We start from the raw sequence: 15438 nt of genomic DNA on the forward strand, positions 1-15438 counted from the left end.
GCATTCGAAAAAACATAAAAAAAACTTTTTATACTGATATGACCACCCTTCTATTAATATTTGCTAAAATCGCCGCTCGCCGCATCATGCAAAGAAAGTGAGTTATGAATTTAAACCAATATTTTAGTCGCGAAGATCAACAGTTTGTATTTAGTAGACAACAAGCTTGTGATTTTGCCAAAGGCGTCGCCAACGACTTTAATGCCATTCACGATGCAGACTCTTCGCGTTTCTGTGTTCCTGGTGATTTGTTATTCTCAGTTATGCTAAACGAGCTTGGTTTAAGCCAAGACATGCAATTTACCTTTGCCGGCATGGTCACCGATGGCGTACCACTAAGTATTGAACAACAAGAACAACACTGCTTACTCGTAGATAACAACGGCAAAGAATATCTGCAATTAGAACGCAGCGGTGAAAACCTAAAAGATGCTGAGATTATTGGCGATATTATTGCTGACTATGTGCGTTTCTCTGGGCGTAACTTTCCGCACATATTAGTCCCCCTACTCGAAGAACAAGGCTTAATGCTGAATCGTAAGCGCCCACTAGTGATTTACGAAAACATGAGCCTGCATTTCGAGCAATTACCAACTCGCTCTCCACATTTAGAGTTTGTTGGCGGTGAGTTTATTCCCAACGGAAAACGCGGCGTAGCCTTGCTTAAATTTACTATCAGCGAAGATGGCCAAGTTATCGGCAAAGGTCAAAAACGCATGGTGCTAGGTAGTTTACTTCCGTACGAAAAAGCCGAAAGTGACATGCTAATTGATAACTACGAAGGATGCCGCCAGGCCTTCTTAAAACGCCAACAAGCGTAAACAACTAAAGCGCCAATCGGCGCTTTTATTTTATCTGCGATAAAGGCAAGGCGGTGTGGCTAAACACCTGCTGCAGCACAAAGCTAGAGCGCACGCCAGTAACCCCTTCTATCCGAGTTAGTTTGCCCAACAAAAATGCCTGATAATGCTCCATATCTCTAACCACAACTTTAAGCTGGTAATCGGCGTCGGTGCCAGTAACTAATGCGCACTCCATAACTTCTTCATAGGCACTAATTATTTTTTGAAAGTTTTCGAAGCGCTCTGGGGTATGCCTATCCATAGAGATATGAATATAAGCGGTAAGGTTAAGGTTGAGCTTTTTTTCGTTAAGTAAGGTTACGTGTTTAGCAATGAGCCCGGCGTCTTCCAAGGCTTTTACCCGCCGTGAACACGGTGACGGAGATAAACCAACTTGCTCAGCTAACTCTAAATTACTAATTCGCCCATTGTTCTGCATCAAATCTAAAATCTTTCTATCGGTGCGATCAAGGCGCATTACTTACCTCCAAATTTAAGCATCATATCAACCTTGGTTTATTTCACCCCAAATAAATCCAAACTACAACAATCATTGCCAACAAACTCTAAAAATACGCAATATAGACAAACACTCACCCTTTTATATTAAATATACTTATTACAGTGAAAAATACTCGGGAACGGCAACAAATATACCTATTTGCTAGCCAATAGTTTGCTCACCACGTTAACTAGCCCCACTCTAATCGGCATTTACCCTTTGCCAGTACAGAGAACAGTGAAACCCATCACTTAAGTATCCAAACTATCTAAAGGTGGCTTAGGCCACCTTTTTGTTTATTCTTTTGCCAGTTATTGTGCGCCATTTAATCGAAGCTCAATTATTTCATTTTTTTTACTGATTTCGGTTGACTTAAACCGGCAAAATTCGTTTAATAGCGCCCGTCGCCCGGATAGCTCAGTCGGTAGAGCAGAGGATTGAAAATCCTCGTGTCGGTGGTTCGATTCCGCCTCCGGGCACCACCTTTAAAAAGCCTGCATTTATGCAGGCTTTTTTCGTTTTAGCTTCCCATACTAAATACCGCAAAAGGCTATCGCTTTAGTTGGCGAATAGCTAAACTCTAAATAAGTGTTTGATCTCACATTGCCCACTATTTCAAGGAATGAAATATGCGCCTTTCTTCTTTAGCCCTAGCTTTACCGCTAGTTCTTTCTTCTGGACATAGCCAAGCTGATTTTTTCGAACAGTTTGTTGACCCTACCGACGGCCGTATGGATGCTAGCCAATGGCTTATGGATAACGCAGTAGGTTTTCTGCCGGTACCAATTATTATTACCGACCCCGCGGTGGGTTACGGCGGCGGTTTAGTATTAGCTTTTTTTCACGAAAACGAAGAACTGCAAAATGAACAGCCAGATGATCCCAATGCCCCGCTAAAACTTACGCCTAGTGTGTCGGGTTTATTAGGGCTAGCGACAGAAAACGGCACTCGAGGTGCGGGGGCGTTTCATATGGGCATATGGAAGCAAGACAGTATTCGCTACATCGGTGCAATTGCGGGTGTAGATGCCAATATTGATAGCTTTCGCTTGCCCAGCGAGGGAGGAATTGGCGACATTCCCATTAGAGTTAATTTAAAAGGTACTTACTTACTCCAACAAATCCGTTTTCGCTTGGGCGATAGCCCGTGGTTTGCTGGAGCCAAATACACCTTTTTAAATAGTGACAGTGAGTTTTCTATTGGCAACCTGCCTGATTACTTAAAGCCTCAGTTGAGCATGAAAGATGGCGGAGTAAGCCTGCTGCTTAACTACGATACTCGAGATAACTCGTTTAGCCCTAACCAAGGTCTGTATGGCAACATTAGTTACGCTAAACACGCCGACTACTTTGGCGGCGACAATGATTATTCAATCGCCTCTGGTGAGTTTTCTGGCTTTAGTTATCTAGGCAATAGCTTCCAAGGCTCTATGCGTTTATCGGCCTCCAGTGCCCATGGCGATACGCCTTATTATGCCCTGCCCTTTATTGATATGCGCGGCATACCGGCCATGCGCTACCAAGGCGAGCGCATGGCGACTTTGCAAGGTGAGCTGCGCTACGACTTTGATGCACGCTGGTCTGCGGTTGTATTTGGCGGTGTTGGGCAAGCATTTAGTTCAGAGCAAAACCTAGGTGATACGCCTAACCGCTATGCTAAAGGCCTAGGCTTTCGTTACCTAATGGCTAGGCGCTTTAATTTACGCACCGGGATAGATGTTGCCAGAGGCCCTGAAGATACCACCCTGCACTTTATTGTGGGTGCTGGTTGGTCAGATTTTTAATCCGCCAAACAACAAATGTTGACTTTTTGTTAACAACAAGCTCTACTGGTAAGACCTCTTAAACAAGGAAAAGTTATGCTTCCCAGTGTTCGTAAAGCCAACTTGATGTTGAGTTTGTTTGGTATGTTCAAAGTACCCTTAATTTGGTACTGCCGTCCTAAGATCCTTGAGATGGATGAACAGAAGGTTATTGTTAAAATTCCCCTTAAACGCCGAACCAAAAACCACCTTAACAGTATGTACTTTGGAACCTTAGCGGTTGGCGCAGACGTAGCCGGAGGCTTCTTAGCGATAGCTAAAGCCGAACAATATGGCAAAAAAGTATCGCTAGCGTTTAAGGCAGTTGAAGGGCAGTTTTTAAAGCGCCCGGAAGCAGACGTTATCTTTAGTTGTACCGACGGCAAGCTCATTGACCAAATGCTCGAGCAAACCATGCAAAGCGGCGAGCGAGTAAACCAAGCCGTAACGATAAATGCTACCTGCCCCTCTATTAGCGGCGACGAAGTAGTGGCCAAGTTTTCTCTAACCCTCTCTTTAAAAGCCATCCAATAAACCAATAGTCGGCTGTATTCAGCCGGCTTTTGCAATTTGCAAACAGCTAAGTGCAGCTCGCTCCATAAAGCTAGAAGTAAGCATCTTTTGGTACTAAGCCTTTGTAATAAAAGGCACTATAAACATTGGCACGAAACTGGATATAACACCTTAACTACGCGCTAAACAGCGCTTAAATTTAGTTGTCGAGGTTTATATGAAATCTATATCGCATGCTTTATTCATCACTGCTTGTATTAGCTTCTCAAGCCATGCTGGCATTATTTACACTATTGAGGCTCCAGGCATCCAAACCTCACAAATAAGTGGGCCTAGCTATACAGAAAACTTCGACAACTTAACGTCATCCCAACTCAGTAATGGCTACCAAAATGCCTTTGGAGAGTACTCGGTAGATAAAGGCCAAGCCAAAGTGGCTGATTTTGGCGTTTATGGTGGAGCACATGGCGAGGGTAAATACTTATTTATTCCAAATAAAAGTGCCGTTCAGCTCATTTTTGACCAGCCTGTAGGCTACTTTGGTTTTTGGTGGAGTGCCGGAGACAATGGAAACCAACTTAGTATTACCACCCAGTCTGAGCAGTTGTCCTTTAAAACCAACCAAATTCTTGATGCTGCTGTGCTAGAACCTGGCCATTACGGTAGCCCTACTAGCGTTAAAGGCAACAAACGTGAACCCTATGGTTACGTTAATCTATTCGCCGAAAGCAATGCTGACAAAATTACCGCTATCCGCTTTTTTGGTCGCAACTTCGAGACAGATAACCACACGGTAAGTATTCAACGCGAAGCACTAACCGGCCGCTCTTTAGCACCTGTAACAGTGCCGGAGCCGAAGACTTGGTGGTTAATTAGCTTAGGGCTTGTATTGCTTTTATTGAGCCAGCGGCGCTCAAAGCGAACAGTTTAAGCTTAGAAGATCATCGAACGCCTATTCCCCTCCCCAACTGGATAACCAATTATTAAGGTGATCTTGCGAGATTTAGTAAAAAAGCGCAGCAAAAACGAGACTTAAGCAGAAACACTTAGGTTAATAACTTGTATTCTTTGAATCATAGCAACAAAATGGAAAACCAATTTATAAAATTAGTTAACCAAAAGTATTTATTGCTCATCATATAAAGGAATACTAAATGAGAACTGCCTTTGTTTTAGCCGCTAGCTTGCTTGCTAGCGCTTGTTCAACTACCTCTGATCAACTCTCCATCGCCGATGCCGCGGAAACAACCGGCTCAATCGAGTTGATTAACCCACAAGCAAAACAATTTATTGCGGCAGACGCCAAGATTAGTATTCGTGGAAAGGGCTATCGCTGGACAGAGGGACCTGTATGGATTGAACAACATGGCTTCTTGCTATTTTCCGACATCCCCAATAACACCATCGTAAAATATCAACCTAATAAAGGTACCGAGATTTATCTAGAAAACTCTGGTGCTACTGGCCTACAAGAAGGAGACTACGGACAAGGCTCAAACGGTTTGTTATTAAACCCACAAGGACAACTGGTGCTACTTCAACAAGGTGACCGCCGTGTAGCACTCATGGATGCCCCCTTAAACGAACCTCAAAGTAAATTTGTTACGCTGGCTGGCGAGTACCAAGGCAAGCGCTTAAACAGCCCAAATGATGCGGTTTACCACAACGATGGCAGCTTATACTTTACCGATCCTCCTTATGGACTGAATTCAGGCATGAATGACTCGCGTAAAGAATTAGACTTCCAAGGGATCTATCGTCTAAGCCAAGATGGCGAGCTTGAGTTACTAGACAACAGCGTCAACTTCCCAAACGGCATTGCCTTAACGCTTGACCAAAAAACCTTAATTGTGGCGGTGTCTGATGACAAACATCCACGCTGGTTAGCTTATGATGTAAACCCAGACGGCAGCATTAGCAACAAGCGGATATTTCACGATGCCAAAGCCTTACTTGGTGTAGCTGGTGAACAAGGTTTACCAGATGGAATGGCGGTTCATTCTAGCGGTAACATCTTTGCCACAGGGCCAGGTGGAGTGTGGTTGTTCTCCCCACAAGGGGAAGTACTTGCGAAAATACGCACCGGACGTTTAACCGCTAACTGTACTCTGTCGGCCGATGAAAAATACCTGTTTATAACTGCTCACGACACCCTAATGTCGGTGCCACTGTTGTAATGAAATCAGCTTGCTTAATGAGGCCTTAGCGCCTCTTTAAGCAAGTACTTAACTTTACTGCTTTTGCCACTTTTCACCTTTTAAGGCCATGAAGTCACGCCCCATTTTTAGCACCAATATCTTGCTGTCAGTCTCATTATCAATATACGCACCGGCTGGTACCGTGGCTAGCTCGTCTTTAGCAAGCATTAACCCGCCTGGCATCTTTTTACCGCCAACAACATTCCCCCCCTCGAGCACTGCCATTTCAATTACCGACGGAGCTTGAAAGTACCAATACTCATCATCTTCAGCACTAAGTGGATACTCTCCTTTTAGAAAACGTACTCCTCGCTTTCCCTGTTGGGCGCTGTCTAGCCATACTAAGGCATCATTAAACTGAACCTTGCTGGCGGGCTCACTAACCTGGGTAACTGGGCGCTCCTCAAAACCAGAACCCACCCCCACGGATTTACATGCACTAATTAACAACACGCATAAGGTTAAACATACAACACGCTTTATTTGTAACACTTCAATTCCATCCTTAGGTTTAAGTCGCCATACAGCGTTATTTTCACCAATCATCAAAGCTTGGCGTAGTGTGCTTAAAGCTTAGTATATTCTGCCAAATCAAACAGCTATATAAACACTATTAACCTGCTTGGCTAGCTACACAAATTCTTCTAGATAAAATCAATTAGTGGCTAGAGCTTTAATGCCAACTCAAGATATTTCCCATATTCAGCCCTTCTAATTTAACTACTTACAAAACTATAATTAAATGCAAATGATTTTAATTCTCATTCGTATTATGTATAGTACCGCCTAATTAAAACTTAACAGGATAAGGAACAAGCCTGAAAACCATGAAAGCATTCAATCGCACTCTAATTGCTAATGCAGTAATTTTTAGCCTTAGCCCTCTCGCTTATGCCGAAACAAATAGCACCATGTTTGACGAAGTGGTGGTATCAGCAACCCGTACCGAGCAATCGGTCAAAGACATCTCTTCTAGTATTAGCTCGGTAAGCTCTGAGCAGCTAGAGCAGCAAATGGCTAATGATTTAAATGACGCTGTTCGTTACGAACCGGGCGTAACCACTACTGGACAAGGCCGTTTTGGCACTAGTGGCTTTAATATTCGTGGCCTAGACGGCAACCGAATTAAGCTAATGGTAGATGGTATCGAGCAACCCACTGCCTATAACCCTGGTGGCGATGTGATGAACAAGGGGCCAAATGCTTATGAGATTGACACCTTAAGTGCCGTTGAAATTAACAAGGGGCCAGCCTCTAGCCTTTACGGTAGTGACGCCTTAGGCGGCGCAATATTACTAAGAACGAAAAACCCTGAAGACGTACTAGCTGAAGGCGACAGCAACCATGTTGCGCTTAAAGCTGGCTACGGTAGTTCAAATGAAGCATATAAAGCCACCGTCGAGGTCGCTAAGCGTTATCAAAAATGGGAAGGTTTAGCCATTTACACCTACCGTGATGGCAGCGAAACTAAAACCCATTCTTCAGGTGAAGACATAAATGGCCGAGACCGCGGGCAAGCCGAACCTCTCGACTTTGACTCTCACAACCTGCTCCTAAAAACTAACTACGCCTTAAATGATGCACATACTTTTGGCCTAGTAGCTGAGCTATTCCAGCGCGAATCTAAGTCCACCATCCTTAGTAACGAAGGCTATAGCATATTCCCAGGCTTTACCTACACAAATGTAACTGGCGAGGACAAAGACACTCGCAGCCGTGTAGGCGTAAACCACACATGGCTAGCCAACAATGCCGCATTTGATGATTTGTTCTGGCAACTAAGCCATCAGCAAAGTAAATCAGAGCACAATAACTACGATACTACCGACTTATACGGTAGCCGTAATCGTGAACGTAACGGTGAAGATAGCTCATTGCAGTTTGATGCTCAGTTCAACAAACTACTGGAGTTTGACCACGGCAGCCACGAAATCAGCTACGGTTTAACAGCTATCAATAGTGATTTTGAGCTGGATTACCGCACCCATTATTACGATACAGGAACAGTAGATCCAGGGGCGCCAGAAGTGCCTAAAGCAGAAGCCGAAAAGCGCGGGATCTTTATTCAAGATCACATGTATTTAATGGATGAACGCTTAGTAGTTACCGCTGGTTTACGTTACGACGACTACAAAGCAACACCAGATGCCAGCAGCGGCTTTGAAGAGCATAACAGTGATGCTTTAACCAAACGCTTAGGCGCGGTATATCATTGGAATCAACAAGTTAGTACATTTGTTCAATACAGCGAAGGCTTTAGAGCCCCTACCCTTGAAGAACTTTACTACGCCTTTGATAATAGTGGCCACGGTTATGCCACCTTGTCTAACCCTAACCTTAAACCAGAAGAGAGCCAAAGCTACGAGTTAGGCTTACGTACCAATACTGCAGCATCTAGCATGGAGTTAGTGGGTTTCTTCAATGACTACACCAACTTCATTCAATCAGTAACTGATTACAGTGATCCAAGCTATCCAGCGGGTATCACCATCAATGAAAACATTGGTGAAGCTGAAATCTATGGTGTGGAGTTTAAAGGTAACTACTGGTTAGATGAAGCCTTTGGTGTACCTAAAGGTAGCTACAGCCGCTTAAGCGTTGCCTACGCACAAGGCAAAAATAAAGAAGATGGCAGCGCGCTAGATTCTGTAGCACCGCTTACTGCAGTTTGGGGCTTAGGCTACGACCACCAAGATAAACTTTGGGGTAGCCAACTTAACCTAACCATGGTGTCAGCCAAGAAAGAAGGCGACTGGTCTACCGAAAACAACGCCCACGCACCTGGTCACGCTTTGCTAGATTTAACCGCCTACTACCAACCGGTGAACGACCTAGTATTACGAGCAGGCTTGTTTAATGCGCTTGACCAAAAATACTGGAGCTACACCGACCTAGACGGCAAACCATCTGACCATCAAGGCCTAGACCGTTACACCCAGCCAGGCCGTAACTGGGGCGTCGACATAGCGTATACGTTCTAAACCTTTCCAAAAGTAAAAAGGCTAGCTTACTCAGCTAGCCTTTTTTATATTCATTAAAACGCAATTCTTTATGCCTGCGCCTCTAGCACCGCACTTAATGTGTCTTCTAACTGCTGATCTTCCAAGTTCAAGAAAGCTAACAAGCCGTCGTAGCTCTCCTGCCAAGCTTCTTCTTCACTGCTTACTCCCAGTTTACGGTAAGCAACAATACGCGCTATTTTTAATATTGCTAACATTAGCAGCGATGATTTACCTAGCTCTTGCGAACTAAATAAGCCATCTGCGTCGTGTTGATAATAAATGGCTTCTATCATCACCTTAGGCAGGCTCCATTGCTGCGCAATAAGTGCAGCCACAGTGGCATGAGTTGTCCCATATTCACTGCGTTCACGTTCCGCGAGATGAGCCCATCCAATGTCATTGGCCTCGGCGAGTAAGCTTTCATATTCAGGGAAAGACTGTAGCAAAGCGGGTACGCCAGCCTGATGAAACAAACCCAGCATATAAGCATTATCTTTGGCCGATTCAAAGCCTAGTTCTTCAGCGGTAGCCGCTGCGCAACTAGCCAGTAAGTTAGCCTCTAACCAAAATTTATCCAATACTTTAGAGGCTGGCATTGCCCCTTTTAAGGCAACCGCTTTAACAATAGGAAATACCCGATTAATGCCTAAAGTCATCACCGCTTGGTGAATCGATTTAATCTCGTTTAAGCGACGAAACGCAGCAGAGTTAACAATTTGCAACACCGCACCAGAGATCCCTACATCACTAGCTATTGCCTCGGCAATAACCGCTACATCGGGCTCGGCTTTTTTTGTTTCTTGAGTAATCGTTAACAAAACTTGAGGCCGAGGGGGAATAGACAAATCCGCCAAAATCGCTTTTTCGGCCGCAGTTATCGTTAAAGACATATCACCTCCTGTAAAATTTGCTGGCAAAGCATAAGCAAATAACTTAGTAATTTCAAAGCGATAAGATAAAATATATACTCTAATCTACAATTTACAGCTCGCCAAAATCTGTTTTAGTGATGAAATCCCCAGTTCTTCAGTAAGCGCAATGTTGTGCTCAGGGATCCCTTCAGGATCAGGGTGAAGTCGAGTTAAGCGACTCACCGTTGCTTCACGAATTAAGTGAAATACCGGATAAGGCGAACGATTAGTATAGTTACTTGGCGCTGTATCTGCTTCTCCAGCAAAACAGTAGTCGGGATGAAAACTAGCTAGCTGGTAAACGCCATCATAGCCTTGTTTGCTTATGATCTTCTCCGCCCAATACAAACAATCTAAATAGTCTTCAAAACTGCTTAAGCTGGGGGTGATAAACAAGGTTGTTTCAACGTCGGGCTGATTATCTAAGAGCTGGCATTCTACAACTAACTGCTGCAATAACTCTTCAATATCGTCGCTCATCGCTACTTGGTAGCGAATACTACCACGCTCTAATTCGCGCTTTGCAAAAGGACAAATATTGTATTCAACCACAAAATCTTTCACCCAGCGCATCGTGTGCTGCTGATATTCAGCTTCGCTTATATCACCACTGGGGGAGGAATTACTCATGTTTAATCCTTGAATGCTTTAAAGCCCATAGCGTTAATGATGCCAATCGCTAACAAAAGCTAAATGGCTTGCCTTTTGGCATAGTCTACCAGCCAATCAGCTAGCTTAGTTACTCGTTTCGAGCGATAACGTGCCGGAGGAAACACCATCCATAACGGTTGGCTTACTACCTGCCAATCTTCTAACACTGTTTTTAACTGTCCTGCTTCTAGCGCGTCACGCAAGTACATATCGTGAGTACGAATAAAACCAAAACCCTCCATGGCGGCTTGTTTAAGTACGTGTCCATTAGGACAGGCAAACGAGCCACTCACCGACACCAACAACTTTTGCCCATTCTTTTGAAAAGGCCACTGCGACACCGTGCCACAAATACACTGATGATGACGCAACTCTTCAGGGTGCTCGGGCAAGCCATTAGCCGCTAAGTACTCAGGGCTAGCGACCACATGCGTATTTAACTGGCTTAACACCCTTACCTGCAAACTCGAATCGGGCAAAGCTCCCATTCGAAATACAATGTCAAAAGGAGAGCTCAATAGGTCTTCTCGTTGTGATGACAAATCTAGCTCGATATCAATGTTTGGATGTTCTTGGCGAAACGTAAGCAAAGCAGGCGCTAGCCATTGCTCTGCAAAAATGCCACCTAAGGAGTTTATTTTTATCTTGCCTTGTAAATGATGTTGCAGCTGTTGGGCAGCTAAAGCACCATCTTCCAGCAACTCTAGGCCTTGACGACAGCTTTGATAGTAACTCTCTCCGGCATCAGTCAAACGTAGCTTGCGGGTCGAACGATATAAAAGCTGCACTCCTAAACGATGTTCTAAATCACTCACCCGTTGGCTAATGCTAGCCTTAGAACTATGCAGCTTGTCGGCAGCGGCAGTAAAACTGCCGGTTTCAACTACGGTGACAAAATCGACTAACCCGGCGAACATATTAATCCAAATTTCTGAACAATTATTTCCAATACTAGCTAAATATCAAACAACATAAAACGTTTACACTGTTTTAAAACATAACCAAGCAGGATCAACAATGCAGAACAGAGTGTTAGGTAAAAGCGGCTTAGTATTAAGTGAAATAGGTTTAGGCTGCTGGCAATTAGGCGGTGACTTTGGCCCTGTAAGCGAAGCACTGTCACTGACCATTCTCGAGCAGGCCTACCAAAGTGGCGTGCGTTTTTATGATACCGCCGATGTATATGGCGCGGGCCTTAGCGAACGATTGCTAGGGCAGTTTTACCAGCAGCATTCAGATATAACCATTGCGACCAAGCTTGGCCGAGATGCAAATTTGTACCCGAATAACTACACTAAACAAACAGTTAAACAAAGCATCGAAGCCAGTTTACAGCGGCTAGGTTTAACCAGCATTCCCTTGATTCAACTGCATTGTGTTCCCACCCAGATACTTCGTGATGGTGAAATATTCACTTGGTTAGCCGACTTTAAACAACAAGGCTTGATTGAGCACTACGGTGCAAGTGTAGAGTCGATGGAAGAAGCCAAGTTGTGTTTAAAAGACCCATCTTTAACCAGCTTACAAATTATCATTAACCTATTTAGACAAGACGCTGTAGCTGAAGTGCTCGATTTAGCTCAAGCTCAACAAGTGGGAATAATTGCCCGTTTGCCCTATGCCAGTGGTTTATTAAGTGGCGCTGTCACCGCGCATCGACAATTTGCCGAAACGGATCACCGCCACTACAACCGAGATGGCGCAGCCTTTCATGTAGGGGAAACTTTCGCTGGTTTGCCGCTAGATAAAGCATTGAACTTGCTTGAACAGCTTAAAGCGCTGCTTCCTGAAAACTTAGCTATTGCAGAGTGTGCAATTCGTTGGCTACTTGACCACCCACAAATAACTAGCGTAATTACGGGAGCAAGCAAACCAGAGCAGATTCAGCAAAATACTCATTACTCAGGCCAAACCTCTTTAAGCAAAGACCTTCATGCCAAGCTTGCCGATTTTTATCAGCAAGAGGTTAGCCCTTGGGTTCGTGGTAACCGCTAAAGAACTTTATAGCCAAAAAGGATAATGCTATGCAATTAAGACAGTTAGGTGAATGGAAAGTAAGCCCTCTTGGTTTAGGTTGTTGGGCCATTGGCGGGCCTTTCTTCGACCAAGACAACAAACCTTGTGGCTGGGGGAAAGTAGACGATGCGGTCTCGATTTCGGCCATTCACGCTGCACTTGATGCTGGCATTAACTTTTTCGACACAGCTGCAGTTTATGGTGCAGGTCACAGCGAGCGGGTATTGGGAAAAGCCCTAGCCAATAAACGCCAACAAGCCATTATTGGCACTAAGTTTGGCCTAGAGTTTGATGAAGATAGCAAAACCATCAGCGGTATCTTTGATCAACACGATGCTATTATTCGACACTGCGAAAATAGCTTAAAACGCTTAGGTACTGAGTATATTGATTTATACCAGTTACACCTAAATGACTACCCAGCCGAAAATATAGGACAAATAATAGAAGCTCTAGAGCATTTAGTTAAGGCAGGGAAAATACGCGCTTACGCTTGGAGTACCGACTTTCTAGACCGCGCAAAGGCCTTTTCTTCGGCCGAACACTGCATTGCTTTTCAGTTTCAAAACAACGTGTTAGACCAAAACAATGATTTGGTAAGCTTCTGTGCCGAGCACAACAAAACGGCGATAAACCGAGGACCACTCGCTATGGGACTGCTCTCAGGCAAGTACCATCACTCAAGCATTTTAGATAAAGACGATATTCGTTGTATCAATCCAGAGTGGCTAAAATACTTCATTAACGGTAAAGCATCACCTGAACTGCTCAACAAATTAGCCGGCATTCAATCAATTTTAACCAGTAAGGAAAGAACGGTTAATCAAGGAGCACTAGCTTGGATTTGGGGTTTAGGTGAGCACACATTACCTATTCCAGGATTTCGTAACACAGCTCAAGTGTTAAGTAATGCAGCTGCTATTGAATATGGACCGCTCAGTAACGCGCAAATGCAGGAAATTAAGCAACTACTCAATTAAAATAGGGCTAAGCATCTAAATTTAAAGAAAAAAAACATTATTCACCCACTTGTCACGATTCTGTAAAGAATAGCTGCTACACCTGTTTAGTAACAGCATAGATGAGGCGACAAGGATGCGAGCCAAGCGACAATTGGAGTTTGACGACCTAATTAGGCAACAAAGCATTAGTACCGCTTTTCAAACTATTTGGGATCATAATAACAATCAAGCTTTAGGCTATGAGGCCTTATCTAGAGGCCCCAAAAATAGTTATTTCCATTCGCCACTAACACTATTTGAGTTTGCCCGCCAATCTAGCCAACAGCATGAGCTTGAGTTACTTTGCGCTCAGCTAGCTCGACAACGCTTTGATAAGCAAAATATAAACGGCCATCTATTCATTAACTTCTCACCTGATACTTTACTGTACATTTATCAGCAACAAGGTACTCAATGCTTTAAACAACTTATTCCTAGCAAAGGCAATCTAGTTATCGAGCTTACCGAGCACCTGCCAATCTGTGTTGATGAGGCGCTTTTAAAGTGCATTCAAGAACTGCGTAAATTAGCGATTTCCTTCGCTCTAGATGACTTTGGTGCAGGCTACGCAGGCATTAAAACATGGTTACAACTCAGCCCAGAGTATCTAAAGCTAGACTGTTTTTTTTGCGAACAATTGCTAGAAGATGGCAAAGTTAGCACTGCCATTGCATCGCTGGTGAACCTTGCCGAACAAATTGGCAGCCAAATCATTGTTGAATGCATTGAAAATGCCGAACAATATCAGCAACTGGTAAACCTAGATATTCCTTACTTTCAAGGTTTTCATATTGCTCGACCAACTAATCAACCAAAGTTGCGAAAAACTGCGCCTAGTACTCCTGTAGTAACAGAGCCCTATACGGCACTTTCTCTAGCCAGCTCTGCCAATATCGTGTCTCCTAACCTATCTTCAAAAAAGCTTTTAACAACTATTCTCGAAGATAAGAGCATTAATTCACTTCCGGTGGTAGATGGACAACAGCGAGTTCTAGGCTTAATAAAGCGCGAAGAGTTACTTGCCCAATACTCGGGTCCTTACGGTCATTCACTCAATCAGCGCAAAACCGTAGCCGAGTTAATGGATACAAACCCCTTAACCGTGGATGCCAACACCACCTTAAGTGAAATCGGCCGTAAACTTAGCCAACACACAGCTAGTGGCTTAGACGCTGTATTTATTGTTACTCAAAATAGTAAGTACTACGGCGTGGGTTTAGCGGTAGATGTAATGCGCAAGCTCTCTGACTACAAACTTCAATTAGCCCGTTACGCTAACCCCTTAACGGCTTTACCGGGTAACGTGCCTCTGCAACGCAGTCTAAACCACTTAATCGCACGTAAACAGTCATTTGACCTTGCTTACTTCGACCTAAATAACTTTAAGCCATTTAATGATATTTGTGGCTATGAGCGCGGTGACAAAATGATCAAATTGGTCGCTGAGCTATTAAGGATGCATTTAAGTAAATATGCACACTTTATTGGCCACCTAGGCGGAGATGACTTCATCGTGATTTTCACCACCCAAAACTGGCAGCCTTCCGTATTACACCTACTCAGCACATTTGATAGCCGCCGAGAAACCTTGTATCGGCAAAAAGACCTGGACGCCAAAGGCATTGTGGCCAAAGACCGTGACGGCCAACAACGCTTCTTTCATCTTAGTGGCTTAGCAGTAGGTGTTACCCGCTGGTCTGCTGCCTCTCAGCTCAGTATCGACGAGTTAAGCGAGCGTGCGAGCCTTGCCAAGAAACACGCCAAGCGTAATCACTGGTCGACCTTGTATGTGCAAGAAGGCGATGTCTGTGATGCGCTAGGTTAGTGCTGTTGATGAAGCGACTGAGAATGGAGTGATTGGTTTGTGGGTGAGACTAAACCGCAGGCAATAAAAAAGCCCTCGTCTAATGACGAGGGCTTAGTATAGGAGCCTGGCGGTGACCTACTTTCACATGGGGAAACCCCACACTATCATCGGCGCAGTTGCGTTTCACTTCTGA

The 15438-nt window shown here is 44.2% G+C and carries 14 protein-coding genes and 1 tRNA gene; 10 read left to right on the plus strand and 5 right to left on the minus strand.

Annotated features, from left to right (window positions below; translation table 11 throughout):
• Positions 1-104: 104 nt before the first annotated feature.
• The gene (locus ACYFDN_RS18570; protein ID WP_016403898.1) at positions 105-821 is read left to right on the plus strand and encodes a DUF3581 family protein; all 717 of its coding nucleotides are present in this window, start codon (positions 105-107) and stop codon (positions 819-821) included.
• 25 nt (positions 822-846) lie between these two features.
• On the opposite strand, the gene ACYFDN_RS18575 is transcribed toward ACYFDN_RS18570, so the two are convergent.
• Entirely contained in the window at positions 847-1320 is a 474-nt protein-coding gene (locus ACYFDN_RS18575) for an Lrp/AsnC family transcriptional regulator (protein ID WP_016403897.1), read from the minus strand.
• Positions 1321-1750: 430 nt separating this feature from the next.
• Between ACYFDN_RS18575 and ACYFDN_RS18580 the strand changes: the two genes are divergently transcribed.
• The 5 genes from ACYFDN_RS18580 to ACYFDN_RS18600 all read left to right on the plus strand — a co-directional run bounded on the left by ACYFDN_RS18580 (position 1751) and on the right by ACYFDN_RS18600 (position 5836).
• Positions 1751-1826 (plus strand) — tRNA-Phe (locus ACYFDN_RS18580).
• A 147-nt stretch (positions 1827-1973) separates the two neighbouring features.
• Positions 1974-3128 carry a BamA/TamA family outer membrane protein gene (locus tag ACYFDN_RS18585; protein ID WP_152786275.1) on the plus strand — a complete coding sequence of 385 codons (1155 nt, stop codon included), beginning with the start codon at positions 1974-1976 and terminating at the stop codon, positions 3126-3128.
• 75 nt (positions 3129-3203) lie between these two features.
• Positions 3204-3680, plus strand: a complete 477-nt coding sequence (locus ACYFDN_RS18590; RefSeq protein WP_040307680.1) for a DUF4442 domain-containing protein — start codon at positions 3204-3206, stop codon at positions 3678-3680.
• Between the two features lie 196 nt (positions 3681-3876).
• Entirely contained in the window at positions 3877-4590 is a 714-nt protein-coding gene (locus tag ACYFDN_RS18595; protein ID WP_472589031.1) for an Npun_F0296 family exosortase-dependent surface protein, read from the plus strand.
• 223 nt (positions 4591-4813) lie between these two features.
• Positions 4814-5836, plus strand: a complete 1023-nt coding sequence (locus tag ACYFDN_RS18600) for an SMP-30/gluconolactonase/LRE family protein (protein WP_483512293.1) — start codon at positions 4814-4816, stop codon at positions 5834-5836.
• A gap of 54 nt (positions 5837-5890) precedes the next feature.
• Here ACYFDN_RS18600 and ACYFDN_RS18605 read toward each other — a convergent pair whose 3' ends face one another.
• The gene (locus tag ACYFDN_RS18605; RefSeq protein ID WP_483512295.1) at positions 5891-6349 is read right to left on the minus strand and encodes a hypothetical protein; all 459 of its coding nucleotides are present in this window, start codon (positions 6347-6349) and stop codon (positions 5891-5893) included.
• A gap of 335 nt (positions 6350-6684) precedes the next feature.
• Between ACYFDN_RS18605 and ACYFDN_RS18610 the strand changes: the two genes are divergently transcribed.
• Positions 6685-8838 carry a TonB-dependent hemoglobin/transferrin/lactoferrin family receptor gene (locus ACYFDN_RS18610; protein WP_483512296.1) on the plus strand — a complete coding sequence of 718 codons (2154 nt, stop codon included), beginning with the start codon at positions 6685-6687 and terminating at the stop codon, positions 8836-8838.
• 68 nt (positions 8839-8906) lie between these two features.
• Here ACYFDN_RS18610 and ACYFDN_RS18615 read toward each other — a convergent pair whose 3' ends face one another.
• The 3 genes from ACYFDN_RS18615 to ACYFDN_RS18625 form a co-directional block, all read right to left on the minus strand.
• Positions 8907-9749 carry an HDOD domain-containing protein gene (locus tag ACYFDN_RS18615; RefSeq protein ID WP_483512297.1) on the minus strand — a complete coding sequence of 281 codons (843 nt, stop codon included), beginning with the start codon at positions 9747-9749 and terminating at the stop codon, positions 8907-8909.
• Between the two features lie 84 nt (positions 9750-9833).
• Positions 9834-10400: a DUF1415 domain-containing protein gene (locus ACYFDN_RS18620; RefSeq protein WP_483512298.1), complete on the minus strand. Its 567-nt coding sequence runs from the start codon at positions 10398-10400 to the stop codon at positions 9834-9836.
• A 59-nt stretch (positions 10401-10459) separates the two neighbouring features.
• Positions 10460-11338, minus strand: a complete 879-nt coding sequence (locus ACYFDN_RS18625) for a LysR family transcriptional regulator (protein ID WP_483512299.1) — start codon at positions 11336-11338, stop codon at positions 10460-10462.
• Between the two features lie 100 nt (positions 11339-11438).
• On the opposite strand from ACYFDN_RS18625, the gene ACYFDN_RS18630 reads away from it, so the two are divergent.
• The 3 genes from ACYFDN_RS18630 to ACYFDN_RS18640 all read left to right on the plus strand — a co-directional run bounded on the left by ACYFDN_RS18630 (position 11439) and on the right by ACYFDN_RS18640 (position 15263).
• Positions 11439-12416, plus strand: coding sequence for an aldo/keto reductase (locus ACYFDN_RS18630; RefSeq protein WP_483512300.1), 978 nt, complete (start codon positions 11439-11441; stop codon positions 12414-12416).
• A 29-nt stretch (positions 12417-12445) separates the two neighbouring features.
• Entirely contained in the window at positions 12446-13417 is a 972-nt protein-coding gene (locus ACYFDN_RS18635) for an aldo/keto reductase (RefSeq protein WP_483512302.1), read from the plus strand.
• Positions 13418-13532: 115 nt separating this feature from the next.
• The gene (locus tag ACYFDN_RS18640) at positions 13533-15263 is read left to right on the plus strand and encodes an EAL domain-containing protein (RefSeq protein WP_483512303.1); all 1731 of its coding nucleotides are present in this window, start codon (positions 13533-13535) and stop codon (positions 15261-15263) included.
• The last annotated feature ends 175 nt before the right edge of the window (positions 15264-15438 follow it).

The organism is Agarivorans sp. D1326 (assembly GCF_056958115.1).